This is a genomic window from Nocardiopsis sp. LDBS0036 (genome assembly GCF_041228755.1).
Taxonomy (GTDB): domain Bacteria; phylum Actinomycetota; class Actinomycetes; order Streptosporangiales; family Streptosporangiaceae; genus Nocardiopsis; species Nocardiopsis dassonvillei.
Map to the genome: position 1 here is coordinate 5,538,834 of NZ_CP141103.1, position 22,226 is coordinate 5,561,059.

Consider the following 22,226-nt stretch of genomic DNA (forward strand, 5'->3'; position numbering starts at 1 on the left):
TTTCCTGCCGCGCGCCCGTACGGCTGCCCGGCCCGGCCTACGCCCGGTCGCGCCCCGTGCGTGCGGGTCCCCTGTGTGGGGATCCCGCCGCGCCGGGGCGTGCGGGCCTTCGGGGTGTGAAGGCCCCTGCTCCTACGACTGCCGCTTGTAGAACGGCAGCTCGACCACGTCGACGTCCTCGCCCCGCCCGCGCACGTCCACGGTGAACGCGCCGGTCGAGGTGTCGAGGTCGCCGTCCACGTAGGCCATGGCGATGGGGCGGCCCAGGGTGGGCGAGGGCGCGCCGCTGGTGATGGTTCCGACGGGGGTGCCGTCGCGCAGGACCTCCTGGCCCTGGCGCAGCGGGCGGCGCCCGCGCGCGACGAGGCCGATGAGGCGGCGGGGGCGGGAGGAGCGGGAGGCCTCCTCCAGGGCCGCGCGGCCCACGAAGTCGCCCTTGTCGAACTTCACGACCCGGCCCAGACCGGCGTCGAAGGGGGTGAGGTCGGCGGTCAGCTCCTGCCCGTACAGCGGCATCCCGGCCTCCATGCGCAGGGTGTCGCGCGCGGAGAGCCCGGCGGGGACGAGGCCGTGCCGCTCACCCTCGGCCATGAGGGCATCCCACACCTTGGGGGCCCTGTCCGCGGGGCTGACGAAGATCTCGAAGCCGTCCTCACCGGTGTAGCCGGTACGGGCGAGCAGGACGGGCTCGCCGGCGACGGTGTGCTCGTACCCGGCGTAGTAGCGGATGCCGTCCAGGTCGGCGTCGGTCAGCGGAGCCAGGACGTCGACGGCGCGGGGCCCCTGGACGGCGATCAGCGCGTACTCGGCCGACTCGTCGCGGACCTCGACGTCGAAGCCCGCGGCCCGCTCGGCCAGGGCCGGGGCGACGACCGCGGTGTTGGCGGCGTTGGCCACGACGAGGTACTCGTCCTCGCGGAGCCGGTAGACGATGAGGTCGTCCAGGACACCGCCGTCCTCGGCGGTGATCATGGAGTAGCGGGCGCGCCCCACCTTGACCTGGGACAGGTGGCCGACCAGCGCGTGGTCGAGGGCCTGGGCGGCCTGCGGGCCGGTCAGCCGGATCTCGCCCATGTGGGAGAGGTCGAACAGGCCCGCGGCCTCGCGCACCGCACGGTGCTCGGCGGTCTCGCTGCCGTAGCGCAGCGGCATGAGCCACCCGGCGAAGTCGACGAGGGTGGCGCCGGCCTTCTCGTGGACCTCGCGCAGCGCTGTCGCGCGCGGCGCGGATGCGGCATCTGACATGGGCACTCCCGAGAGGATGGGCGTCGTGACGTGCGTGGCGTTGCCATCCTCCCCCTCTGTCATCTGTGCCTGAGAGCTTCGCCGCGCGCTCGGCGCGGCTTGCACCTTCGGCGAGGGACGGCTGTCCCTGCTTTCCAGAGTGGTCTCGCCCGTACGGTCCGCTGTGCCTGAGAGGTTGTCTTCGGGGAGGGATTGCTCCTTCGGCGGCCCGCGCTGGATACGCGGGCACTCTCCCGTACGGGGTCAGCAACACGTTCAGCCTAGCAGCGGCCGTGAACGGCGCCCAAGGGTGCCCGGTGCCGCGCGGGAGCTCCCGCGCGGCGCCCGTGAGCGGCGCCGTCGCGCGCCGTCCGCGCCGTGTCCGGCGCGCCCCCTCCGGTCTTCGACACTCCGTCCGCCTCCACCCTGGAGCGGGAACGCGGGGATTAGCGTGTGCGGAGAGTACCGACCGGGGAGGGAGACGGATGCGAACCGACACCGGGAGGACGGCGCGCTCGCTCGCGGCCGGATGCGTCCTGTCCCTGGCCGCGGGCACGGGGTGCGCCGGGGCCGTGGACGGACCGCGGGAGCCGGATGGGCACGCCCGGGAGGGGGCGGAGGCCGGGCCCCCGCCCCTGACGCGGGGCGACGTGGCCGCCGTCGAGCGCGAGGACCTGGAGGCGGTGTTCGCCGACGCGGGTGTGGAGGGCGCCTTCGTGCTCCACGACGTGATGGAGCGGGAGGCGACCGTGGTGGGTCCGGAGCGGGCCCGCGAGCGCGCGGTCCCCGCGTCCACCTTCGACCTCGTCAGCACACTGGTGGGGCTCCAGACGGGCGCGGTCGGGGACGTGGACGAGGTGGTGCCCCACGGGGGCGGATCCCGGTCCGCCGACCGGCGGGAGCGGGACACGGCCCCGCGCGAGGCCCTGCCCGACTCGAACGTCCCCGTCTACCAGGAGGTGGCCCGCCGGGTCGGGCACGGGCCGATGGCGGCCTGGGTGGACCGGCTGGACTACGGCAACCGTTCGGTGGGCGACGCGAACGCGCTGGACCGCTTCTGGCTGGAGGGGCCGCTGGAGATCTCCGCGATGGAGCAGACCGCCTTCCTGGCCAGGCTGGCCCGCGACGAACTGCCCGTGGACGACGCGCACCAGGAGGCGGTGCGCGCACTCGCCCTCCTGGAGGAGGGCGACGGCTACGCCCTCCACGCCAAGGCCGGGCGGGGCCGGGAGGCCGACCCCGCGCCGGGCTGGTGGGTCGGCTGGGTCGAGCGCGGCGAGGACCTGTACACGTTCGCGCTGCGCGTCGAACCGGAGGGGGACGAGGACGCCGAGCTGGCCGAGTCCCTGGGACGGGAGATGCTCGTGGAGCTGGAGGTCCTGCCCGAGGAGGGGCGCACCGCCTGAGCGCCGCGGGGCCCGCGACGCGCGTCGGCCCGCCCCCGTCACGGGAGCGGGCCGACGCGCGCAGGAGAGTCCGTTCCTGGACGGGCCTCAGCGAAGCGGAGGTCCCAAGACCACCCGCTAGGCCTTGCGGCGCTGGCGCACGGCCTCGGCCAGCTGGGTCAGCACCTCGCCGGTGGTCTCCCAGCCCATGCACTTGTCGGTGATCGACTGGCCGTAGGTCAGGGCGGCGGGGTCGCCCAGCTTCTGGGCCCCCTCGACGATGAAGCTCTCCAGCATCACGCCGATGACGCCCGTCTGGCCCTCGGCGACCTGGGCGGCGATCGCGGCGGCCACACCGGGCTGGCGGGTGTGGTCCTTGCCGCTGTTGGCGTGGCTGGCGTCGATCATCAGGCGGCGGGGCAGCCCGGCGCCCTCGATGACGTCCAGGGCGGCGTTGACCTGCCCGGCGCCGAAGTTGGGGCCGCTGCGGCCGCCGCGCAGGATGACGTGGCAGTCCGGGTTGCCCTCGGTGACGACCACCGAACCGGCGCCGGTGGGGTCGATACCGAAGAAGGTGTGCGAGGCGGCGGCGGCGCCGACCGCGTCCACGGCCACCTGGACGTCGCCGTCGGTGCCGTTCTTGAAGCCCACGGGCGTGCTCAGGCCGCTGCTCAGCTGGCGGTGCACCTGGCTCTCGGTGGTGCGCGCCCCGATCGCGCCCCAGGAGACGACGTCGGCGATGTACTGCGGGGTGATGGGGTCGAGGAACTCGGTCCCGGCGGGCAGCCCGAGCGCGTTGATGTCCAGCAGCAGCTTGCGCGCGGTGCGCAGGCCCCGGTGCACGTCGTAGGTGTCGTCCAGGCCGGGGTCGTTGATCAGGCCCTTCCAGCCGACGGTGGTACGCGGCTTCTCGAAGTACACGCGCATCACGACGCACAGCTCGTCGCGCAGGGAGGGCACCAGCTCCTTCAGGCGGCGGGCGTAGTCCATGGCGGACTCGGGGTCGTGCACCGAGCAGGGGCCCACGACGACCAGCAGGCGGTCGTCCTCTCCGTCCAGCACCCGCTTGACCTCGGCGCGGGACTCCTCGACCAGGGCGCTGCGCTCGGCGCCCAGCGGGAGCTCGGCCAGCAGGTCCCGGGGCGCGATGAGCGGCTTGTAACTGGCCACCCGGGTGTCGTTGGTGCTCGGCATGGTGTTCCCCTCGGGTCCCGTCTGTCGTGTTTTCCGCTGTCGCCACGAAAACCGTCTTATGAAAACAGTAGCGCGGACGGTTCGGCGCTCCGCTGCCGCGTCGGCCGGCACGGTTCGCGTGACAGAAAACACCACACCGGTTTCGGGTGCCGAAAAGCGTCTCATTGCGTGAGACGGAATTCTCCCGGTTCCCGCGGCCATTTCCGTCGGGGGCGGCTCCGGAGCCCGGTCGGTCACCGCTCCAACCCCGGGAGGTCCTCCTCCCAGTACTCGCGCGGGTTGCGCGCGCCGTCGGCGACCGTGCCGCGCTCGGCCTCGGCCCGACGCAGCTGCACGCGACGGATCTTACCGGAGACGGTCTTGGGCAGCTCACCGAACTCCAGGCGGCGCACCCTCTGGTGCGGTGACAGGCGCTCGCGCGCGTGGGCCAGGATCGACCGCGCGGTCTCGGCGTCGGGGGCCACCCCCTCGGCCAGGGCCACGTACGCCTTGGCCACCGCCAGCCGCAGCGGGTCGGGGGAGGGAACGACGGCCGCCTCGACCACGTATTCGTGCTCGACCAGAACGCTTTCGAGTTCGAATGGTGAGATGCGGTAATCTGAGGCCTTGAACACATCGTCGGATCGACCGATATAGGTAATGTAACCGTTCGAATCCCGGCTGGCGATGTCACCGGTGCGGTAGCGGTCCCCGCGGACCACCTCGCGGCTGAGGCCGGGGTTGTCGGCGTAGCCTTTCATCACCCCCACCGGCTCCCGGGCCAGGTCCACGCAGATCTGCCCGGTGTCGGCGGGCTCGTCGGTGGCCGGGTCCGTCAGCACCACGTCGTAGCCCGGCATCTCCCGCCCCATCGACCCGCGCACCACGCGCTGACCGGGGCCGTTGCCCAGCAGTACGGTCGTCTCGGTCTGCCCGAACCCGTCGCGCACGGTCACGCCCCAGGCCTCGCGCACGCGGTCCACCACCTCGGGGTTGAGCGGCTCCCCGGCGGCCACCGCCTCGCGCAGCCCCACGTCCCACGCGGCGGGGTCGGCCTGCGCCAGAGTCCGCCACACCGTCGGCGGCGCGCACAGCGTGTCCACCCCGCAGCGCACGATCGCGTCCAGCAGCCCCGCCGCGTCGAAGCGCTCCTGGTTGACGACCAGCACCGTCGCCTCGGCGTTCCACGGCGCGAACACGCTGCCGTAGGCGTGCTTGGCCCACCCCGGCTCGGACACGTTGAGGTGGACGTCGCCCGGCCGCACACCCAGCCAGTACATGGTCGACAGGTGCCCCACCGGGTACGAGCGCTGGGTGTGCACGACCAGCTTGGGCAGGGTGGCGGTGCCGGAGGTGAAGTACAGCAGCAGGGGGTCGTCGGGGTGGGTGGTGTGCGGGGGGTGGAAGTCCAGACCGGCGTGCTCGGAGTCGGCGTAGTTCAGCCACCCCTCCATGTAGCCCGTGCAGATCCGCGTCCAGTGCCCCCGCAGCGGGGCGAACTTCTCGGTCTCGGCGGCCGAGCACACCACGTGCGCGATCTCGCCGCGCTCCAGCCGGTCCAGCAGGTCGCCCTCGGACAGGGAGGTGGGGGTGGGGCAGACCACGGCGCCGAGCTTGGTCGCGGCGAGCAGGGTCTCCCACAGCTCCACCTGGTTGCCCAGCATCAGCAGGATCCGGTCGCCCGGGTGCACGCCCTGGTTGTTCAGCCAGTTGGCCACCTGGGCGGAGCGCTCCGACATCCGCCGGTAGGTGTACCTGGCCTGGCCGCCGTCCTCCTCCACGATCCACAGCGCCGTCCGGTCCGGACGGCGCCCGGCCACCTCGTCGAAGTAGTCCAGCGCCCAGTTGAACCGGTCCGACCGGGGCCAGGTGAACTCCCGGTGCGCCCTCCCCTGGTCCTCGCGCAGGTCCAGGAGCAGGTCCCGGGCGGCGCGGAACTCGGCCGCGCCCGCGGCTGCCGTCTCTCTCGACATGTGGCGACCTCCGGTTCGTGGACAGGGCGCCGACCGCACTGTCCGCCGGTCCCGCCCGGGCTGGGCGGTGCAACGGGTGTGCCCCGCTGGTCCTACCCGGGATGCGCCGCCGTGACGCTTGGGGCCCGTGGTCCGGACGGGCCCTTGACCTCGGGTGACGGTTCGGGCGTCCGGACGGGGAGGCGCCGGGCGTGGCGTGCGTCGGTGGCGGTGGGCGGCGCGCGTGCGGTGGGGCGGAGGCACGGGAGAGCACAACCCCGTCCGCAGTCGGGCGCCCGGCGCCGCGGGCCGGGACGGTGACCGCATGCGGCCCCGCGGGGCGGGTTCCGCTGGCTCTAGGATGTGTGGACATGGAGGAACTTCGCGGACACCACGGAACCTGGCGGATCGACGACGAGACGATCCGTGTCCGCTTCGACTCCGGCCGCAAGGTGCCCGCCCTGTTCCGGTCGCTGGGGAGCTGCTCGGTTCCGCTGGCCGCCGTCCGCGAGGTCGACTTCGACCGGGGCACCCGCAAGCACGGGTGGCGGCTGCGGCTGCGGCTGGTGGAGGGCGGCGACCCCTACGCGCTCCTGGGCGTCCCCGGCCGGGACGCGCTCACCCCGCTGCTGATCACCGGCCCGCACGACGGAGAACTCCTCGCCGAGTACTACTCCGAGCAGATCGCCTCCTCGGCCCGCTTCGCCCGCGAGACCCTGACCGGGGAACTCGACCCGCGCGAGGTCGCCCGGGGACTGGTGGCCCGGCCCCCGCTCCAGGTCCGCACCGCCGAGGGCACGGCCTCCTTCGACGGCACCCGCGTGCGCCTCCAGTGGGACAACTGGCTGGCCAGCACGGCCAAGCAGAAGGAGAAGGCCCGCGACTACCAGCTCTCCGAGATCGAGACCGCCCACTGGCACCCGCCGGTCGACGTCACCGAGGGCTACCTGCGCATCGTGCTGCGCGGGGTGACCATCCCCGAGGCCACGGCGCTGGACCACGACTTCTTCACGCTCGCCTCGCACGGGACCAAGGGCAGCGAGGAGACCCTGCTGATGGCCGCCACCGTCAACGCCCACGTCGCGGCGGCCGAGGACCCCCGGCAGGAGCGCGCCGCGCTCGGAGCGGCGGACGACGACGGCAGCGAGGCGGTCTTCGCCAAGATCCGCGAACTCGGGCGGCTGCACGCCGAGGGCCTGCTCACCGACGACGAGTTCAGCGCCAAGAAGGCCGAGCTGCTCGACCGCCTCTGACGGCGTCCCGTGCGTGTTCGCGCCCGGTGGACACCTGGGACGCCGTACCCTCTCCTCGTCGTTCTCCGTCAGGCGTCCGCCGGACACCTCCGTCCGCGGCGCCCGACTCCGCCGGGGTCCCCGGGGAGGAACCACGTCCACGAACACGTCCACGAAAGGCCCCACGCTTTGCGTACCTTGTACCCGCCCATCGAGCCGTACGACTCGGGGATGCTCGACGTCGGCGACGGACACCGCGTCTACTGGGAGCTGTGCGGCAACCCCGCGGGCAAGCCCGTGGTGTTCCTGCACGGTGGCCCCGGCGGCGGATGCGTGCCCGACCACCGCAGGCTCTTCGACCCGGAGCGGTACCGGATCCTGCTGTTCGACCAGCGCAACTGCGGCCGCTCCACCCCGCACGCCAGCCAGATGGACACCGACCTGTCCACCAACACCACCTGGACGCTGGTGCAGGACATGGAGCGGCTGCGCGAGATGATCGGCGCGGAGTCCTGGCAGGTCTTCGGCGGGTCCTGGGGCAGCTGCCTGGCGCTGGCCTACGCCCAGCGCCACCCCGACCGCGTCAGCGAGCTGGTCGTGCGCGGCATCTTCACCCTGCGCGAGAGCGAGCTGCGCTGGTTCTACCAGGAGGGCGCCTCCCAGCTCTTCCCGGACCTGTGGGAGTCCTACCTGGCGCCCATCCCCGAGGAGGAGCGCGGCGACCTCATCGCCGCCTACGCGCGCCGCCTGAACTCGCCCGACCGTGAGGAGCGCCTGGCCGCCGCGCGCTCGTGGAGCGTGTGGGAGGGGTCCACGGTCACCCTGCTGCCCAACCACGAGCTGCGCGAGCACCACGCGGACGAGGACTACGCGCTGGCCTTCGCGCGGATCGAGAACCACTACTTCGTCAACCGCGGGTTCCTGGAGCCCGACCAGCTCATCGACGGGGCGGAGGCGATCCGGCACATCCCCGGCGTGATCGTGCAGGGCCGCTACGACGTGTGCACCCCGGCCCGCACCGCCTACGACCTGCACAAGGCGTGGCCGGAGGCGGAATTCCACATCGTGGACGACGCCGGGCACGCGTTCAGCGAGCCGGGCATCCTGGACCACCTGATCGAGGCGACCGACCGCTTCGCGAAGTAGGCGGTCCGGCCCCGGGGCGGGAGGGCCGCCCCGGGGCCGCGGGCGGGACGCGGGGGTGGAGTCCCCGTGCTCCTGCGCGCCCCTGAGCCCCGAGCGCCCCGACCGGTCCGGCCGGGGCGCGAACGCGGCCGGGGCCGTGCGCGGGAGGGACCGCGCGAGGCGTCCGCCGGGAGCGGGACGGTGGGGACGTGCGCCCGCCGCCCTCCCTAGTAGCCGCGCTCGTAGGAGCAGCTCATCCCGGCCTGGCCGCCGATCTCGAACAGGCCCAGTTCGTCCAGCTGCTGGAGGCCCCGGTGGCGGGACAGGTTCCACGACGCGAACCCGGCGTCGTCGGCCTCCTCCACGAGGTCCTGGAACCCCACCAGGGCGCAGTCGCGTTCGTCGCCCTCCAGTTCGAGCAGACCGGGGATCGCGTCGGCGGACAGGTCGCGCAGGTACCAGGTGTCGATCGTGGACAGGTCCAGGTCCCGGTGGCTCTCGGCGATCCGCAGGTCCGGGTTGCCGTAGGCGAACACGGCCAGTGCCGTTCCGGCCAGGGCCGCCGTGACCCGGGGCAGCCAGGCCGCCGAACGGCCCAGGGTGTCGAGCGCGCCCGCCACGAGCAGCAGGCCGAACACCCCCGCGCTCCACACGATCCACGCCTCGGCGCTGGCCCGCATCCGGGTCAGCCCGTAGGTGTCGATGTACAGCTGCAGGCGCAGCATCGCCGAGGCCAGGATGACCAGGGTGAGCGTGCACAGCAGCCCGAGCAGGACGTTGCGCAGGACACGGGTGGTGCTGGAGGGCAGGATGCGTACGACCACCGCGATGACGCACAGGACGAGCAGGCTGACCACGACCAGCTGGAAGAAGCCCTGGCGCGCGTACTCGGCGTAGGTGACCCCGGCGACGCGCTGGACGTACTCGTCGCCGCCGAACATCGCGACGGCCTGCACCGCGAGGAAGGCGGTGAACAGGAGGACCAGGGCGCCGAGCGGGATCGTCCACACCCACACCGGCAGGGGAGTCCGCTCGGGGGAGGGGTTCACGGGGAGGGGGTCCACGGGAGTGGCGCGGGGGGCGTGCCTCGGCGCGTGGCGGCGGCGCGCGGCCAGCACGGCGGAGCCGGTGAGCAGCATAGCCGTCACCATGGCGAACAGGTCGCCGAACGGGTTGAGGTCGCCCTCCCGGAACAGGTCGGTGAACATCCGGCCCAGGTAGCTGCCGAACACCGGGTCGGCGAAGGCGAAGAGCACGCCGAAGACGAGCAGCAGCCCGACGGTGGCCACCGTGGTGACCAGGACCGGCCCGACCAGGCGGCGGGATCGCGAGCTCTGCAGCGGAGCGGCCAGGAACCGCGGTGTGGAGGGCAGGTTGCGCAACAGGGCGAGCGAGCCGGTGACGACGCCCGCCGCGCCCTGGCGGGAGGCGGGGTTGCGCGCGGCGAAGGCCATGGAAGCGAAGAGGAAGGACGCGGTCAGGGTCCACAGGAGCACCCAGCCCGCGTCCCGGAACACCGCCGTGAACAACAGGGCGGCGGCGAGCACGCCGTAGACCGCCGACCAGGTGTGGGAGTAGCGGTCAGGTGTGGGTTCGGGGTCAGGGGCGGCAGAGGAGTGAGGAGCAGAGAGGCGGGGGGCAGAGGCCGCTGGGGTGTGCGGGGCCGCGGGGTGGGAGGAGGTCTGAGGGGTGGGGGCGGTCTGAGGACCGGAGGCGGATGGGGAGGCGGTGGCAGTGGTGTGTGGGACTGCGGGGCGGGCGAGAGGTTGAGGTGAGGGCGTGACGGCTGGAGCGGCCCCGGCGGCCTCAGCGGTAGCGGTTTCGCCAGCACCGGTGGAGGCGGTATTGGTGGCCTCGCCAGCCTCGCCAGCCTCGCCAGCCTCGCCAGCCTCGCCAGCCTCGCCAGCCTTGGTGATGCCGGTGGCACCGGTGGCCTCTTCGCTTCCAGGCGTACGTGTTCCGCTGCTGTCGGATTCACCGGCCTCCGTGGCCTCCGGCGCCCCTTCCATCTCGGCCGAGGGATCGGCCCCGCAAACCGCACGGGTCTCTGCGGCCCCAGAAGCCGGATCTCCGGTCTCAGGGGAGACCCCGGCGTGCTCCGCGTCCGCTGCGGCTACGGAGGAGTTCCCGGGTCGCGGTTGTCCGTCGTCCTTGGCGGGGACGCTCTGGGCGACCGGATCGGGGACACCCGAACCCCCGGCCACGGGGGTCCGCGTGCTCCCAGCGGTGCCAGAAGAGCTCCCGGGCCCCGGTTCCCCGTTTCGTTCCTCCTCGTCCTCCATACCGCTCTCGGGGATGGCCGGGCGCACCATCAGCGCGGCGAAAGCGGTCAGACCCGCGACCACACCGGTGATGACCAGGCCGATCCCGGGCCGGTCGAACGTGGCCAGCAGCGCGGCCACCACGCCGACGCCGAGCACGGCGACCGGCAGCCACGCGGGTGCACGGGGCAGGGGCACCCGCGGCCGCTCCCGGTACCGGTAGGCCGGGTCGTGGTACGTCTGCTGGTAGTGCTGCGCGTAGGACAGGTGCGCGAACGTCGTGCCGTACTGCTGCGGTTCCCGGTGGGCGCTCCGCGGCCTTGCCTGCCCCACCTGTCCCGGGTGTTCCGTCTGGTCTGGAGGGACCGGATGCCTCTCCTGCTCCGGCGGGCCCGGCCGTCCTGAGACTTCCGACGGACTCAGTCGCCCCGTCCGTAACGGTGGATCCACCCGCCCCGGTTGCCCCTCCCGCTCCACCTGCTCCGCTGGACCCGGTGGCACGGGGGTCCCTTCCGGTCCCGCCACGGGGGCGGCCTCCGCCGCCGACCTACGGTTCTCGGGATTCCCGGTGGTCTCGTCCTCGCTCACCCGTGTGCCCCTTTCCCGACGGCACCGGACGGCCCGGTGCTGTCGGCAGTGGGACAGCGTGTACGCACTGGTGGTTCACACAACATCCGCTTTATGGACAAAAGCGAAGTCATGGACGTGCGCCGGTGCGCCCGTCCGAGCCGTACAGCACGGCCGTCCCGGCTAGAGTCGGGGATCACACCCCTTCCGCGCGAGGAGTCCGGCGACGATGCGAGTCGAGGTCGACTACGACCAGTGCGAGAGCAACGCCCTGTGCATGGCCGCCGCACCGGAGGTCTTCGAGGTCCGCGACGACGACTTCCTCTACCTGCTCACCGAGGAACCCGCCGCCGCGTCCCGCGAACGCGTCCGCCAGGCCGAACGCATGTGCCCCAAGAGGGCCATCACCGTGCGGGAGTGACCCCCGCGGCCGCCAACGCCTCGTCCCACGTCGTCGGCTTCTCCAGCAGACCCCGGTAGCGCATGGTCTTGGGCGTGGAGCGCAGCCCCAGCACACCGGTGAGCATTCCGCCCCGGCCCAGGAAGGCCACGAACTTTCGGTCCTCCGGGGAGCCGTGCACGAAGGCGACCTGATCGGCGGGCGCGCCCTGGCCCAGCAGCTGGACCTTCATCCTGTATTGGTCGGACCAGAAGTAGGGCACCGGCGTGAAGGGCGTGCGCCCGCCGTCGCCCGCCAACAGGTTGTGCGCCGCGGCCTCGCCCTGCTCGCCCGCGTTGGTCCAGTGCTCCAGGCGGATCCGCCCGCCGTAGCGCGGGTGCGGCCAGTTCGCCAGGTCCCCGACCGCGTACACGTTCGGCACCGAGGTCGCGGAGTACTCGTCGCACGCCACCGAGCCGTCGGCCAGCAGCTCCACCCCGGACCCGCGCAGCCACTCGGTGTTCAGGTGCACGCCGATCCCGGCGACCACGAGGGAGGCCTCCACCGCCGAGCCGTCGGCGAGCCGGACCCGCTCCACCCGGCCCCGGCCCTCGAAACCGGCCACGCCCACGCCCAGGCGCACGTCGACGCCGTTCTCCCGGTGCAGCTCCGTGAGGACCTCGCCGATCCTCGGGTCCACGACCCGGGTCAGCGGTGTGGGCGCCGCCTCCACCAGGGTCACGTCCATGCCCACCGCTCGGGCGCTGGCCGCCACCTCGGCGCCGACGAAACCGGCCCCGACCACCACCAGCCGACCACCGGAGTCGAACTCCGACCGCACCGCCTCGGCGTCGTCCAGGGTGCGCAGCACGTACACGCCCGCCAGGTCGGTGGCGGGGCGGCGCGCCCGCGCGCCCGTGGCGATCACCAGGCCGTCGTAGCGCACCGTCGAGGCGGCGCCGCCCGGACCGGACACGCTCACCTCACGGGCGGCGGTGTCCAGCCCCACGGCCCGGCTGCTCGGACGGAAGTCCAGGTCCAGCGCGTCCACGGCCTCGTCCTCGCGCAGACGCAGCGCCCGGTGGCCCACCAGCCAGCCCGGGCCGCCGCCCGGGGGCTCCATACCCACCCCGGTCAGGACCTCCTTGGACAGCGGAGGCCGCGAGTAGGGCCGGTGCGCCTCCTCGCCCAGGAGCGTCAGCCGCCCCTCGTACCCGCGTTCGCGCAGCGCCTCGGCCGTGTGCAGCCCGGCCATCCCCGCTCCGACGACGACGATGTCGTTGAGGGTGTCCCGCACGGTGGTGTCCCTTCCGGTGGTGGTTCCCGAGGTCGGGGTCGGTCAGAGCGGGCGGACCTCGCCGACGGGGGCGCCACCTCCGAGGACGTCCACGCGCAGCCGGTCCTGGACGGGGGAGACGTCCACACCGAGGGTCCGCAGCGCGTCGAGTGCGACCAGCGTACGCGCCCGCTCCTCGGCGTCCCCGTCGCTGATCTTGACGGCGACGGTCTCGCCGGTGGCGGCGCTGAGCACCAGCACCCCGTCGGCTCCGCCCTTGGCCACCAGGCCGGGCATACGCCTCATGAGGTCGGTGTCGATCCGGTCGCTGCCCGCCACGTACAGCGGGTGGGCGCTCATCGCCTCGACCACGGCCCGTTCAGGACCGCCCTCGGGGGCGGTGCGCATGCGCCACAGACCGCGGGCCAGACCGGTCAGGGAGACCGCCATCTGGGGCGCCCCGCAGCCGTCCACGGCGGTGTGCGCGACCGGCTCCTCGCACAGCTCCTCGATGGTCTCGCGGACCAGGACCTGGAAGGGGTGCTCTGCTTCCAGGTAGTCCCCGGTGCTCCACCCCCGGGCGACGCAGGCGGCGAGCATGCCCGCGTGCTTGCCCGAGCAGTTCATCAGCACGCGCTCGGGCTCGCGTCCGGCGCGCACGAACGCGGCGCGCGCCTCCCTGCCGCCGGGGGCGGCCGGGGGACAGCCCAGGGCGTCGGCGGTGAGCCCGGCCGCGGCCAGGATGCGTTCGGTCTCGGCGGTGTGCGCCTCCTCACCGGAGTGGCTGCCCGCGGCGATGGCCAGCGAGGGCCCCTCCAGGCGCGCGCCCGCCCGCAGCATCGCCAGCGCCTGGAAGGGCTTGGCCGAGGAGCGCGGGAACATGGGCTGGTGCACGGGGCCGCGCGCGTAGGCGATCCGGCCGTCCGCGGCCAGTCCGACGACCGCGCCGTAGTGGACGCTCTCCAGCATTCCGGACCGGACGACCTGTGCCAGGGGGACGTACTCGGGCAGCGGGCTCTGGGGCATGCGGGCTTCTCCTCGCCGTTGAGGTCGGGGCAGGGTGCGCGTGGAGTGTCCTCCTGTGGGTGGACACGACTGAGAACGTTACATAACCCCCCTTTCTTCCGGTCGCCCCGCGGTCGCGGAACCGGCCCGACCGCAGACGCCTCGCGGTCCGGGGGCTGACCGGAGCGGTCGGCCCCCCGCCGCCGGGAGGGGCCCGCCACGTGCGCGGGGTCCGCTGTCGGACGCGGGGAGTAAGGTCGTTGCCGGTACGCGGCGAGGTGGGACGGCCGTTCGACACGAGGTACGAGGGAGTGGGTCACACGATGGGAACGCTGCGGATGGGCGCGCTGACCCGGCGCAGGGTCGGCATGCGGGCGGCGGACCTGGAGTACGCGGTGCTCGACATGGAGACCACTGGCCTCGAACCGCGCGAGGGCGCGCGCATCGTGGAGATCGCCGTGGTGCGCGTGTGCGGCGACGGCAAGTTCGTGGAGGAGTTCAGCACTCTGATCGACCCGCGCGCGCCGGTGGGCGGCCGGGAGTTCCACGGCATCGGCGAGGGCGACACGGTGGGCGCCCCGACCGCGGCCCAGGTGGTGCCCAGACTCACCGAACTGCTCTCCGGGGCGGTCGTGGTCGGCCACAACCTCGACTTCGAACAGCGCTTCCTGGCCTCGGAACTGGTGCCCGCCGGGCTTCCCACGGGCCAGGCCGGGCTGTGCACGCTGCGCGCGCTGCGCTCCCAGGTGGAGCTGGAGCGGTACTCGCTGCCCAAGGCCTCCCACCGGCTCAGCGGAGACTGGCCGACCGGACAGCACACCGCGCTGGGAGACGCCCGTGCCTGCGCCAAGCTGCTCGCGGAGATGCTCACCAACGCCCCCGGCGAACTGCGCTACGGCGGTCCCGCGCCCAAGCGGCTCACGGTGCCGGACCCGGTTCCCGGCCCGGTCGGCGCTGCGGGGCCCGTCCGCTGGAAGCCGCGCACGTCCTCGGTGCCCGGCGGACTGCCCCCGTTGAGCCCCTGGCAGGCGCGGTGGCGGCCCCACGAGCTGGACCCGCTGCTGTGCGGCGGGGCCTTCGGCGCCACGGACCGCGCCATCGCGGAGATGGCCGCGCACCGGGACACCCGCTTCCGCGAGCGGCTGGCCGCGGCCGCCGCGGTGACGGGCGGGCTCGCGGCCACCGCCGCGGGCGGCCTGCTGCTGCGCATGGCCGGCGGCGGGGGCACGCGCGACCTCGGTTACCCGGCCGGACGCGGCGACGGCTCCCCGGAACGGCTGCTCGGCCGGATCGGCCGGTCCGTGCTCAGGGACCGGCCGGGGTTCACAGACCGGACAGGGTGAGGAAGAACGCCACGATCAGCGCGCTTCCGCCGAATGTGGTGAGCAGCGCCTTGCCCGGTTCGGTGAGCCGGGCCGACACCAGTCTCACGCGGGGGCGCACCATCTCCGGGCTCCGCGCGGCGGCCACGGAGCCGCCGCGGCCGGGGCGGGGCGCCGGGATCCGCCCGGGGACGTAGCTGGGGACCTTGTTGAACATGGCGACCGCCACCAGGACGGCGCCGAGGAGGATCAGTACGAGGGACACGTCGGAGAGGGCCTCACACTCGGTCGAAGGGGCGCCCGCCCCGAGGGGCGGGCGGGGTCACCGATTCTGACCGATGTCGCCGTACCGTTGCGACTTGATATCGCCTCGCCAACGTTGTGGCGCAGGTTATGGGCCAGCCCTTATGACTGCGTGTTTACGAGTCACCACTCCGGGTGTTCTTCGTGGCGGTTTGCGGAAGAACGGTGTCCACGGTTTCGGTCGCCACGCCGAGGGCGCGGAGTACGAACCGTGTGACCAGGGCGTGGGTCTCGTCGAGGTCGATCTCCCCGCTGACGAGGGGCAGGCGCTGGGAGCCGACCATCGACAGGGCCAGCCGGGAGACGGGCTCGGCGGGCAGGGGATCGAACTCGCCCGCGGCGGTGCCCTCCTCCAGGATCTCGGTCAGCAGGCGCTGCATGGGCGCCACGTGGGCGGCGAGCGCCTGGTAGGCGTCCGGGCCGAGGCTGGCCCCGAGTTCGGCGGCGGGCGGGTGCGGATGCGCCAGGATGCCCTCCAACTGGAGGCGGACGAACGCCGAGAGCCGCCGCGCCGCCGAGACGCCCGAGGGGAGTTCGCGCCTGTACCGCTCGACGAACGCGCTGTTGACCTGCTCGGTGAAGGCCAGGAGCAGCGCGGGCTTGTCGGGGAAGTAGTTGTACAGGGCGGTACGGGTGATCCCCGCGGAGTTGGCCACGTCGGTCATGGAGATGCGGTCGATCCCCTGGGTCCGGATCAGCTCGTCGACGGCGTCCATGATGCGATCCCGTGTGCGGGCACGGTGGGCGGCGATGGTCGGCGCCGTGATCTTGGGCATCCTCCTATGGTGTCACGCCCGGGGGCGGACCGTGGCGGTCTTCGGTGACCGTGCGCGACGGTGGTGGCAGGGCGGCCGGGAGGGCCGGAGCGGGTCCGGGCACGCTCCGGAACGACCGGGCCCCGCCGGGGCGGGCCCCGCCGGGGCGGGGCCCGGCGGGCGGTCGGCGGCGCGCCCGCCCGGCCACCGGTTCCGCCCGCGCGGGCGTCATCCCCGGGGCGCCGTCAGCGTACGGGTCAGGAAGTCCCGGATGCGCTCGGCGGTGCCGTCCAGGTGGCTCTCCAGCAGGAAGTGGCCGCCTCCGGGCACCAGGCGGATCTCGGCGTCCGGCAGGTCGCGGGCGAAGGCGCGCGCGCCGTCGGGGCCGAAGATGCGGTCCTCGGCTCCCCACACGGCCAGGAGCGGGACGCGGCTCTCCCGGAAGTACGCGTGCACCCGCGGGTAGAGGGGCGGGTTGGTGGCGTAGTCGCGCAGGAGGGCGAGCTGGACGAGGTCGTTGCCGGGGCGGCTGATGTCGCGGTGGTCGGCCGTCCAGGTGTCGGGATCGACCAGTTCGGGGCGGTTCACCCCGTGCAGGTACTGCCAGCGGACCGCGTCCAGGTCGAGGGCGGTGCGGACCGCCGGTTCCGTCGCGGGCCCCGGATCCTTCGCGTAGGCCCACACGGGCGCCCAGAACTCGGGGACGAAGCCGTCCTCGTAGGCGTTGCCGTTCTGGGTGACCACCGCGGTGACCGCCTCCGGGGCGCGCAGCGCGAGCCGCCACCCGACGGGAGCGCCGTAGTCCTGCACGTACATGGCGTAGCTGGTGACGCCGAGCCCGGCCAGGAGCGCCTCCGTGACGTCGGTGAGCGCGTCGAACGTGTACGCGAACGCGTCGGCGGGTGGAGCGTCGGAGTGGCCGAAGCCGAGGTGGTCGGGGGCGATGACGCGGAACCGGTCGGCCAGCCGCGGGATCAGTCGGCGGAACATGCGCGAGCTGGTGGGGAACCCGTGCAGGAGCACCAGGGCGGGCGCGTCGCGGGGCCCGGCCTCCCGGTAGAAGACGCGGTGTCCGCGCACGGTGGCGTACTGGTGGCGGATCTCCGTCATGACTAACCCTCCAGGGCAACTTTGATGGTTATCTCTGCCACCAGTGGAGCGGATGCGGGGTAACCTGTCAAGTCGATGAAGAGGGTTAGTTCGGGAGGCGGGTGGACATGGTCGACGAGGAGGCGCTGCTCGAAGCGCTGAACAGCACCCCGGTGGTGGACGGCCGACGGCGGGACCTGTGGGCCGACGACGCCGCGCCGCGGCGGTGGGCGCGCGAGCACGGCGGTTCCGATGACGCGGCGGCGATCGACTGGCTGCGGACGGCGAGGGACGTGCTCCAGGCCGCCACGCGCGGACCCGTGCCCGAGGCGCGGATGCGGGGGATGCTCGCCGGGGTAACCCGGGTTCCCGACATCGACGGGGCGGACCTGCGGTGGACTCTCCGGGCGCCGCCCGAGCGGACGCTCGCGGTGGAACTGGTGCTCGCCTGGTACGACGTCCAGGAGCGCAGGCCCGGGCGGCTGCGCCCCTGCGGCAACGACGAGTGCCGCCTCTTCCTCCTCGACCGCAGCCGCGCCAACACCGCCCGCTGGTGCTCGATGAGGACCTGCGGCAACCGCCTGAAGGCCCGCCGCCACCAGGAGCGCGCCCGCCGGGCCCCGGAGGCCTGACGGGCGCGCGGTCGGGGCTCAGGCGGCGTCGGCGTCCGCCCCGGTCCCCGGCGCGTACATCCGGCCCAGGTTGGCGAACACCTCGGTGTTGAGCTGGTAGGCCAGCCGGGTCTCGGCCACCAGGCGGGCGGCCGCGGCCTCATCCAGGGCCAGGGAGTCGAGCCGCTCCCGGTACCCGGCGCGGAAGCGGGGCAGGCTGCCCAGCGCGTCGAAGACGTAGAAGGAGACGCCGGCCGCGTCGGTCAGGCCGTAGGCGCTGGCGGCCACGCGGCGGATGAACTGCCCGCCGGACACGTCGCCCATGTAGCGGGTGTAGTGGTGCGCGACGAACCCCTCGGGGTGGTCGGCCATCTGCTCGATGCGCGCCGCGTAGGTGCGGGTGGCCGGGGTGGGGGCGATCCTGTCGCGCCAGTCGGCGCCGAGCAGGTGCTCCAGGTCGCGGACCAGCGCGGGGACCCGCTCCAGTTCCGGGTAGTGGAACCTTCCGGCGACGGGGTCGTCCGCCAGGCGCCGGCCGGTCTCCTCCAGCGCGACGTAGGCGAAGTAGTGCTGGGCGACCATGCCGGTGTACCCGTCCAGGGGGAGCGTGCCGTCCATGAGGGCCCGGGTGAAACCGTGGTCCTCGGCGGCCTGGTGGTCGCTCCAGGTCGCCGCGCGCAGGCGTTCGGAGAAGGTCCCGGGGGTGTCGGGGGCGGTCGTCGCGGGAACCTCGGCCGTTGCGCTCATCGGTGCTCTTCCGCCTTCCGTCCGGCACGTTTATGACATCATGTCATTTAGACGGAGGCCGCTGTCAAGGGGGATATGACACCCTGTCATGAAAATCTGCCGGCGTGCCGAGGGGTGCCGGGCCCGTCTCCCCCTCCGCCTCCGGGCCCGCCGCCCGGGCTCCCTCCCGGAGGCCGCCGCACCGCTTCCGTGCGCGTCTCCCGCAGGGGCGCCGACCTCTCCGGAGGGGCCTCGGGTACGCTCGAAGAAATCCAGCGCGTGTCCCCCGTCACACCCTGCATGTGCTCGTGCATGGGCGCATGCTCGTTCCGTCCGCACGTCGGGGCGGAGCGTCAGCGGGTTCCCACCGCGGGCCAACAGGCCCTCACACAGGGAGAACAGGGCTGTGATCCCGGTCTCCGGCGTCGGATGTGTCTCGTCACGGCCGCTGGTCAACAGGTCACCGGGGCGATTATCGTTTGGGTGTCGTGCGGTCCGGACCGCCGGGAGAACCCGGGGCGCCCCCCGGGGTCACACGGCGCGACACGGCACCCACGAACCGGCAGACCAAGGGCGATGAGTGGATACCAGGAGAACAGGGCACGATCCCGTGACGGTGATCGGCGGGGAGGCGGCACGGGCCGCCTCCGCCAACGACGCTGCCCCGCACGACGGGGCCTTCCTGGGCGACGACACCGTCCCGAACGAGCGGGTGGAGGCTGCTGTCGAACCGGTTGACGTCCTACTCATAGAAGACGACCCCGGGGACGCCTTCCTCGCCGAGGAACTGCTCGACGAGACGGCCCTGCCCACGCACATCACCTGGGTCCCCACGCTCGCCGAGGCGCGCCGGCACCTGGAGGGCTTCCGGGGCTGCGTGCTGCTCGACCTCAACCTCCCCGACGCCCACGGGCTGGACCTGCTCCGCGAGGTCCTGGAGGGCGCACCCGAGGCCGCCGTCGTCGTCCTCACCGGACTCGACGACGAGCACGAGGGCGTCGCCGCCGTGGCCGCGGGCGCCCAGGACTACCTCGTCAAGGGCCAGGTCGACGGCTCCCTGCTCGGCCGCAGCCTGCGCTACTCCCTGGAGCGCCGCCGCGCCGACGAGAACGCCCGCCAGCTGCGCGAGGCCCGCATGAGCGCCCGCGAGAACATGCGCCTCGAACGCGGACTCCTGCCCCAGGTCCTGCTCCAACGCTCGCCCCTGGAGCACCTGGCCTACTACCGCCCCGGCCGCAAACGCGCCCTGGTCGGCGGGGACTTCTACGACGCGGTCGAAAAGGACGGCACCACCCACGTCATCATCGGCGACGTCAGCGGGCACGGCCCCGACGAGGCCGCGCTCGGAGTCAGCCTGCGCATCGCCTGGCGCGCCCTCATCATGGGCGGCGTCGATGAGGACAAGGTGCTGACCAGCCTGGAGGACATCCTGGTCACCGAGCGGGCCCAGGAGGAGATGTACGCCACCCTGTGCATGGCCAGCCTGGACACCGGCGACGACCGGGTCAGGCTCCGCGTCCTGGGCCACCCGCCGCCCATGGTCCTGCGCGGCGGCGCCGTCGAGGAGACCCGCGTCACCCCGCAGCCTCCCCTGGGCGTCTTCCCTGTCGAGCAGACCGACACCGACACGGTCGTGCTCCCCACCGGGGCGACCATGCTCTTCTACACCGACGGCCTCGTGGACGCCTACGACGGCGCCCCGCCCGCCCGCCTGGAGGTCGCGGGCCTGCGCCGGATGGTCTCCGGCGTGCTGGAACGGGGCACCTCCCTGGCCGGGCTGCCCGAACGCCTGGTGGACGAGGCCGAGCGCAGCAACGGCGGACCGCTCCAGGACGACGTGGCGATGCTGCTCATCACCCACGGAGAGCCCGAGTGACACCGGCGACCGGAGAGGGGACGGCCATGGAGACCGAGGGATCCGGGCCCGCCCCGGACACCGGCGTGCACGGCGCGGCCTCGACCGGCGGCACGCACTTCGTCAACGGCACCAACCGCGAGGGGAAGCGCTCGGCCCACCAGTCGTGGAGCCTGCGGCGGCGCGTCACGAGCCTGCTGGCCGTGGTCGCCGTCGTCCTGGTCGTGGCGGTGTCCGTCATCACCCTGGCGGCGTTCCAGGCCCGCGAGTCCCTGGCGCTCCAGGTCGACTCCCTGACACCCGCCGTGAGCGCGGTCGAGCAGACGCACTCGGCCTACCTCACCCAGGACCACGCCCTGCGCGGCTACATCCTCACCCAGGACCGCGAGTTCCTCCAGCCCTACGTCGAGAGCCAGCTGACGCTGACGGAGAACCAGGCCGTCCTGGCCCAGCTGGCCGAGGACAACCCCGAGGTGGCCACCAACGTCGACGACCTGCTCACCGCGGGCCGGGTGTGGACCGAGGAGTTCGCCGAGCCCGCCTTGGAGCGGGTCAGCGGCGGCCAGGAGGTCACCCAGGAGGAGCTGCGGCGCGGCCGGGTCCTCTTCCTGGAGCTCAGCCGGATCAGCGACGCCACCACCAGCCAGCTGGAGGCGGAGATCAAGGAGGCCCGCGAGGGCCTGACCCTGGCCACCCAGCAGGTCGTGGCCCTGCTGGTCCTGGTCGGCCTGGTCGTGGTGTTCCTGTCGGTGTTCCTGTGGGTGATGCTCCAGCAGTGGGTTCTGCGCCCCCTGGAGGAACTCGCCGGGCACATGCGCCAAGTGTCGGAGGGCTACTACGCCCACCGGATCTCCCTGCACGGCCCGCCCGAGATCGTCCGGCTCGGCCAGGACGTGGACGCCATGCGCGAGCGCATCGTGCAGGACCTGGACGAGGTCGCCTCCGCGCGGCGCAAGCTCCAGGAGCAGTCCGTCCTCATGGAGAACCAGACCGAGGAACTGCGCCGCTCCAACCTGGAGCTGGAGCAGTTCGCCTACGTCGCCTCCCACGACCTCCAGGAGCCGCTGCGCAAGGTGGCGAGCTTCTGCCAGCTGCTCCAGCGCCGCTACCAGGGGCAGCTGGACGAGCGCGCCGACGCCTACATCGACTTCGCGGTCGAGGGCGCCAAGCGCATGCAGACCCTCATCAACGATCTACTGGCCTTCTCCCGGGTCGGCCGGGTCAGGAACTTCGCGCCGGTCGCCCTCGACGACGCGCTGGACGACGCCCTGAGCAGCCTGTCCACCCGTCTGGAGGAGGCCGACGCCGAGGTCACCCGGGACCCGTTGCCGACCGTGCAGGGCGACCGCACTCTCCTGACCCAGGTGTTCTTCAACCTCGTGGGCAACGCCGTGAAGTTCCGCGGCGAGGAGGACCCCCGGGTCCACATCAGCGTCGAACGGCGCGGTGACGAGTGGGTGTTCTGCTGCTCCGACAACGGGATCGGAATCGAACCGCAGTACGCGGAGCGCATCTTCGTGATCTTCCAGCGGTTGCATACCAGGGACAAGTACACGGGAACCGGTATCGGCCTGGCGATGTGCAAGAAGATCGTGGAGTTCCACGGGGGACGGATCTGGCTGGAAACCGGCTCCCGGGACCCCGGGGAATCCGAAACCTCAGGTGACCGGGACTCTGGTCGAACCGGAACGCGCATATGCTGGTCCTTGCCCGCCGACCCCGCGGAGGACGAGGACCCGGCCCCCGACAGGGGAACCGCCGAGCCCCTCGCCGTCGATAACGGGGACGAGGGCACCGAGGACGCCGAGACCACCCCCGAGGACTCGGCTCCGACGGCCGCACGACAGCCCACGGGTACGGACAACCCTGGGGAGGACGGCGCCGAACCGGGCGACAGGCCCGGCGGCGTCCGCTCCGCCCAGCCCGACACCGGTGGCGGTACGGTTCCCCCCGGTCACGGGGCGGGACCCTGAGCAGGGGTCTGGA

18 protein-coding genes and 1 riboswitch are annotated in these 22,226 nt (G+C 73.1%); of the genes, 8 read left to right on the forward strand and 10 right to left on the reverse strand.

From position 1 onward, the window contains the following. Positions 1-132: 132 nt before the first annotated feature. The gene (gene gcvT, locus UIS43_RS23740; protein ID WP_041552235.1) at positions 133-1,245 is read right to left on the reverse strand and encodes a glycine cleavage system aminomethyltransferase GcvT; all 1,113 of its coding nucleotides are present in this window, start codon (positions 1,243-1,245) and stop codon (positions 133-135) included. 144 nt (positions 1,246-1,389) lie between these two features. Further along, positions 1,390-1,491, reverse strand: a riboswitch (glycine riboswitch). Positions 1,492-1,709: 218 nt separating this feature from the next. Here gcvT and UIS43_RS23745 point away from each other — a divergent pair. Next, positions 1,710-2,630: a penicillin-binding transpeptidase domain-containing protein gene (locus UIS43_RS23745; RefSeq protein WP_370011732.1), complete on the forward strand. Its 921-nt coding sequence runs from the start codon at positions 1,710-1,712 to the stop codon at positions 2,628-2,630. Positions 2,631-2,747: 117 nt separating this feature from the next. Here UIS43_RS23745 and UIS43_RS23750 read toward each other — a convergent pair whose 3' ends face one another. After that, on the reverse strand, positions 2,748-3,803 hold the full coding sequence (locus UIS43_RS23750) for a 3-deoxy-7-phosphoheptulonate synthase (protein WP_013151482.1): 1,056 nt from the start codon (positions 3,801-3,803) through the stop codon (positions 2,748-2,750). Between the two features lie 233 nt (positions 3,804-4,036). Continuing rightward, entirely contained in the window at positions 4,037-5,755 is a 1,719-nt protein-coding gene (locus UIS43_RS23755) for an AMP-binding protein (RefSeq protein ID WP_013151483.1), read from the reverse strand. A gap of 350 nt (positions 5,756-6,105) precedes the next feature. On the opposite strand from UIS43_RS23755, the gene UIS43_RS23760 reads away from it, so the two are divergent. Both UIS43_RS23760 and pip read left to right on the forward strand, forming a co-directional pair. Continuing rightward, the gene (locus UIS43_RS23760) at positions 6,106-6,987 is read left to right on the forward strand and encodes a DUF4429 domain-containing protein (protein ID WP_013151484.1); all 882 of its coding nucleotides are present in this window, start codon (positions 6,106-6,108) and stop codon (positions 6,985-6,987) included. 168 nt (positions 6,988-7,155) lie between these two features. Beyond that, a complete protein-coding gene (gene pip, locus UIS43_RS23765) occupies positions 7,156-8,112 on the forward strand; it encodes a prolyl aminopeptidase (RefSeq protein WP_013151485.1) in 957 nt (318 codons plus the stop codon). A gap of 206 nt (positions 8,113-8,318) precedes the next feature. Here pip and UIS43_RS23770 read toward each other — a convergent pair whose 3' ends face one another. Further along, positions 8,319-9,638 (reverse strand): DUF4153 domain-containing protein, encoded by a 1,320-nt coding sequence (locus tag UIS43_RS23770; protein WP_071621396.1) that lies wholly within the window; start codon positions 9,636-9,638, stop codon positions 8,319-8,321. 1,510 nt (positions 9,639-11,148) lie between these two features. Here UIS43_RS23770 and UIS43_RS23775 point away from each other — a divergent pair. Next, positions 11,149-11,340, forward strand: coding sequence for a ferredoxin (locus tag UIS43_RS23775; RefSeq protein ID WP_013151487.1), 192 nt, complete (start codon positions 11,149-11,151; stop codon positions 11,338-11,340). Here UIS43_RS23775 and UIS43_RS23780 read toward each other — a convergent pair. Together UIS43_RS23780 and UIS43_RS23785 are read right to left on the reverse strand one after the other, a co-directional pair. Continuing rightward, positions 11,324-12,595 carry an NAD(P)/FAD-dependent oxidoreductase gene (locus tag UIS43_RS23780; RefSeq protein ID WP_370011735.1) on the reverse strand — a complete coding sequence of 424 codons (1,272 nt, stop codon included), beginning with the start codon at positions 12,593-12,595 and terminating at the stop codon, positions 11,324-11,326. The two genes, UIS43_RS23775 and UIS43_RS23780, sit on opposite strands and share 17 nt — an antisense overlap. 42 nt (positions 12,596-12,637) lie before the next feature. Beyond that, on the reverse strand, positions 12,638-13,600 hold the full coding sequence (locus tag UIS43_RS23785) for an asparaginase (protein ID WP_013151489.1): 963 nt from the start codon (positions 13,598-13,600) through the stop codon (positions 12,638-12,640). Positions 13,601-13,902: 302 nt separating this feature from the next. Here UIS43_RS23785 and UIS43_RS23790 point away from each other — a divergent pair, with 302 nt between their 5' ends. Further along, the gene (locus tag UIS43_RS23790) at positions 13,903-14,922 is read left to right on the forward strand and encodes a PolC-type DNA polymerase III (protein WP_370011736.1); all 1,020 of its coding nucleotides are present in this window, start codon (positions 13,903-13,905) and stop codon (positions 14,920-14,922) included. Here the strand turns inward: UIS43_RS23790 and UIS43_RS23795 are convergent. From UIS43_RS23795 to UIS43_RS23805, 3 genes are all read right to left on the reverse strand, one after another. After that, positions 14,903-15,166 carry a hypothetical protein gene (locus UIS43_RS23795; protein WP_013151491.1) on the reverse strand — a complete coding sequence of 88 codons (264 nt, stop codon included), beginning with the start codon at positions 15,164-15,166 and terminating at the stop codon, positions 14,903-14,905. The genes UIS43_RS23790 and UIS43_RS23795 overlap by 20 nt on opposite strands. A gap of 154 nt (positions 15,167-15,320) precedes the next feature. Then, a complete protein-coding gene (locus UIS43_RS23800) occupies positions 15,321-15,980 on the reverse strand; it encodes a TetR/AcrR family transcriptional regulator (protein WP_370011737.1) in 660 nt (219 codons plus the stop codon). Between the two features lie 207 nt (positions 15,981-16,187). Continuing rightward, a complete protein-coding gene (locus UIS43_RS23805; RefSeq protein WP_370011738.1) occupies positions 16,188-17,069 on the reverse strand; it encodes an alpha/beta fold hydrolase in 882 nt (293 codons plus the stop codon). Between the two features lie 107 nt (positions 17,070-17,176). Here UIS43_RS23805 and UIS43_RS23810 point away from each other — a divergent pair, with 107 nt between their 5' ends. After that, a complete protein-coding gene (locus tag UIS43_RS23810; RefSeq protein WP_013151494.1) occupies positions 17,177-17,680 on the forward strand; it encodes a CGNR zinc finger domain-containing protein in 504 nt (167 codons plus the stop codon). A gap of 18 nt (positions 17,681-17,698) precedes the next feature. On the opposite strand, the gene UIS43_RS23815 is transcribed toward UIS43_RS23810, so the two are convergent. Further along, the gene (locus UIS43_RS23815; RefSeq protein ID WP_370011739.1) at positions 17,699-18,406 is read right to left on the reverse strand and encodes a heme oxygenase (biliverdin-producing); all 708 of its coding nucleotides are present in this window, start codon (positions 18,404-18,406) and stop codon (positions 17,699-17,701) included. 589 nt (positions 18,407-18,995) lie between these two features. Here UIS43_RS23815 and UIS43_RS23820 point away from each other — a divergent pair. Further along, on the forward strand, positions 18,996-20,261 hold the full coding sequence (locus tag UIS43_RS23820) for a PP2C family protein-serine/threonine phosphatase (protein WP_013151496.1): 1,266 nt from the start codon (positions 18,996-18,998) through the stop codon (positions 20,259-20,261). A 26-nt stretch (positions 20,262-20,287) separates the two neighbouring features. Continuing rightward, on the forward strand, positions 20,288-22,213 hold the full coding sequence (locus UIS43_RS23825) for a sensor histidine kinase (RefSeq protein ID WP_013151497.1): 1,926 nt from the start codon (positions 20,288-20,290) through the stop codon (positions 22,211-22,213). Positions 22,214-22,226 lie beyond the last annotated feature (13 nt).

Excerpts from the sequence above, each read along its gene's own strand:
- gcvT (WP_041552235.1), bottom strand. The coding sequence starts at position 1,245 with ATGTCAGATGCCGCATCCGCGCCGCGCGCGACAGCGCTGCGCGAGGTC.
- UIS43_RS23745 (WP_370011732.1), top strand. The coding sequence starts at position 1,710 with ATGCGAACCGACACCGGGAGGACGGCGCGCTCGCTCGCGGCCGGATGC.
- UIS43_RS23750 (WP_013151482.1), bottom strand. The coding sequence starts at position 3,803 with ATGCCGAGCACCAACGACACCCGGGTGGCCAGTTACAAGCCGCTCATC.
- UIS43_RS23755 (WP_013151483.1), bottom strand. The coding sequence starts at position 5,755 with ATGTCGAGAGAGACGGCAGCCGCGGGCGCGGCCGAGTTCCGCGCCGCC.
- UIS43_RS23760 (WP_013151484.1), top strand. The coding sequence starts at position 6,106 with ATGGAGGAACTTCGCGGACACCACGGAACCTGGCGGATCGACGACGAG.
- UIS43_RS23775 (WP_013151487.1), top strand. The coding sequence starts at position 11,149 with ATGCGAGTCGAGGTCGACTACGACCAGTGCGAGAGCAACGCCCTGTGC.
- UIS43_RS23785 (WP_013151489.1), bottom strand. The coding sequence starts at position 13,600 with ATGCCCCAGAGCCCGCTGCCCGAGTACGTCCCCCTGGCACAGGTCGTC.
- UIS43_RS23790 (WP_370011736.1), top strand. The coding sequence starts at position 13,903 with ATGGGAACGCTGCGGATGGGCGCGCTGACCCGGCGCAGGGTCGGCATG.
- UIS43_RS23800 (WP_370011737.1), bottom strand. The coding sequence starts at position 15,980 with ATGCCCAAGATCACGGCGCCGACCATCGCCGCCCACCGTGCCCGCACA.
- UIS43_RS23805 (WP_370011738.1), bottom strand. The coding sequence starts at position 17,069 with ATGACGGAGATCCGCCACCAGTACGCCACCGTGCGCGGACACCGCGTC.
- UIS43_RS23810 (WP_013151494.1), top strand. The coding sequence starts at position 17,177 with ATGGTCGACGAGGAGGCGCTGCTCGAAGCGCTGAACAGCACCCCGGTG.
- UIS43_RS23815 (WP_370011739.1), bottom strand. The coding sequence starts at position 18,406 with ATGAGCGCAACGGCCGAGGTTCCCGCGACGACCGCCCCCGACACCCCC.
- UIS43_RS23825 (WP_013151497.1), top strand. The coding sequence starts at position 20,288 with ATGGAGACCGAGGGATCCGGGCCCGCCCCGGACACCGGCGTGCACGGC.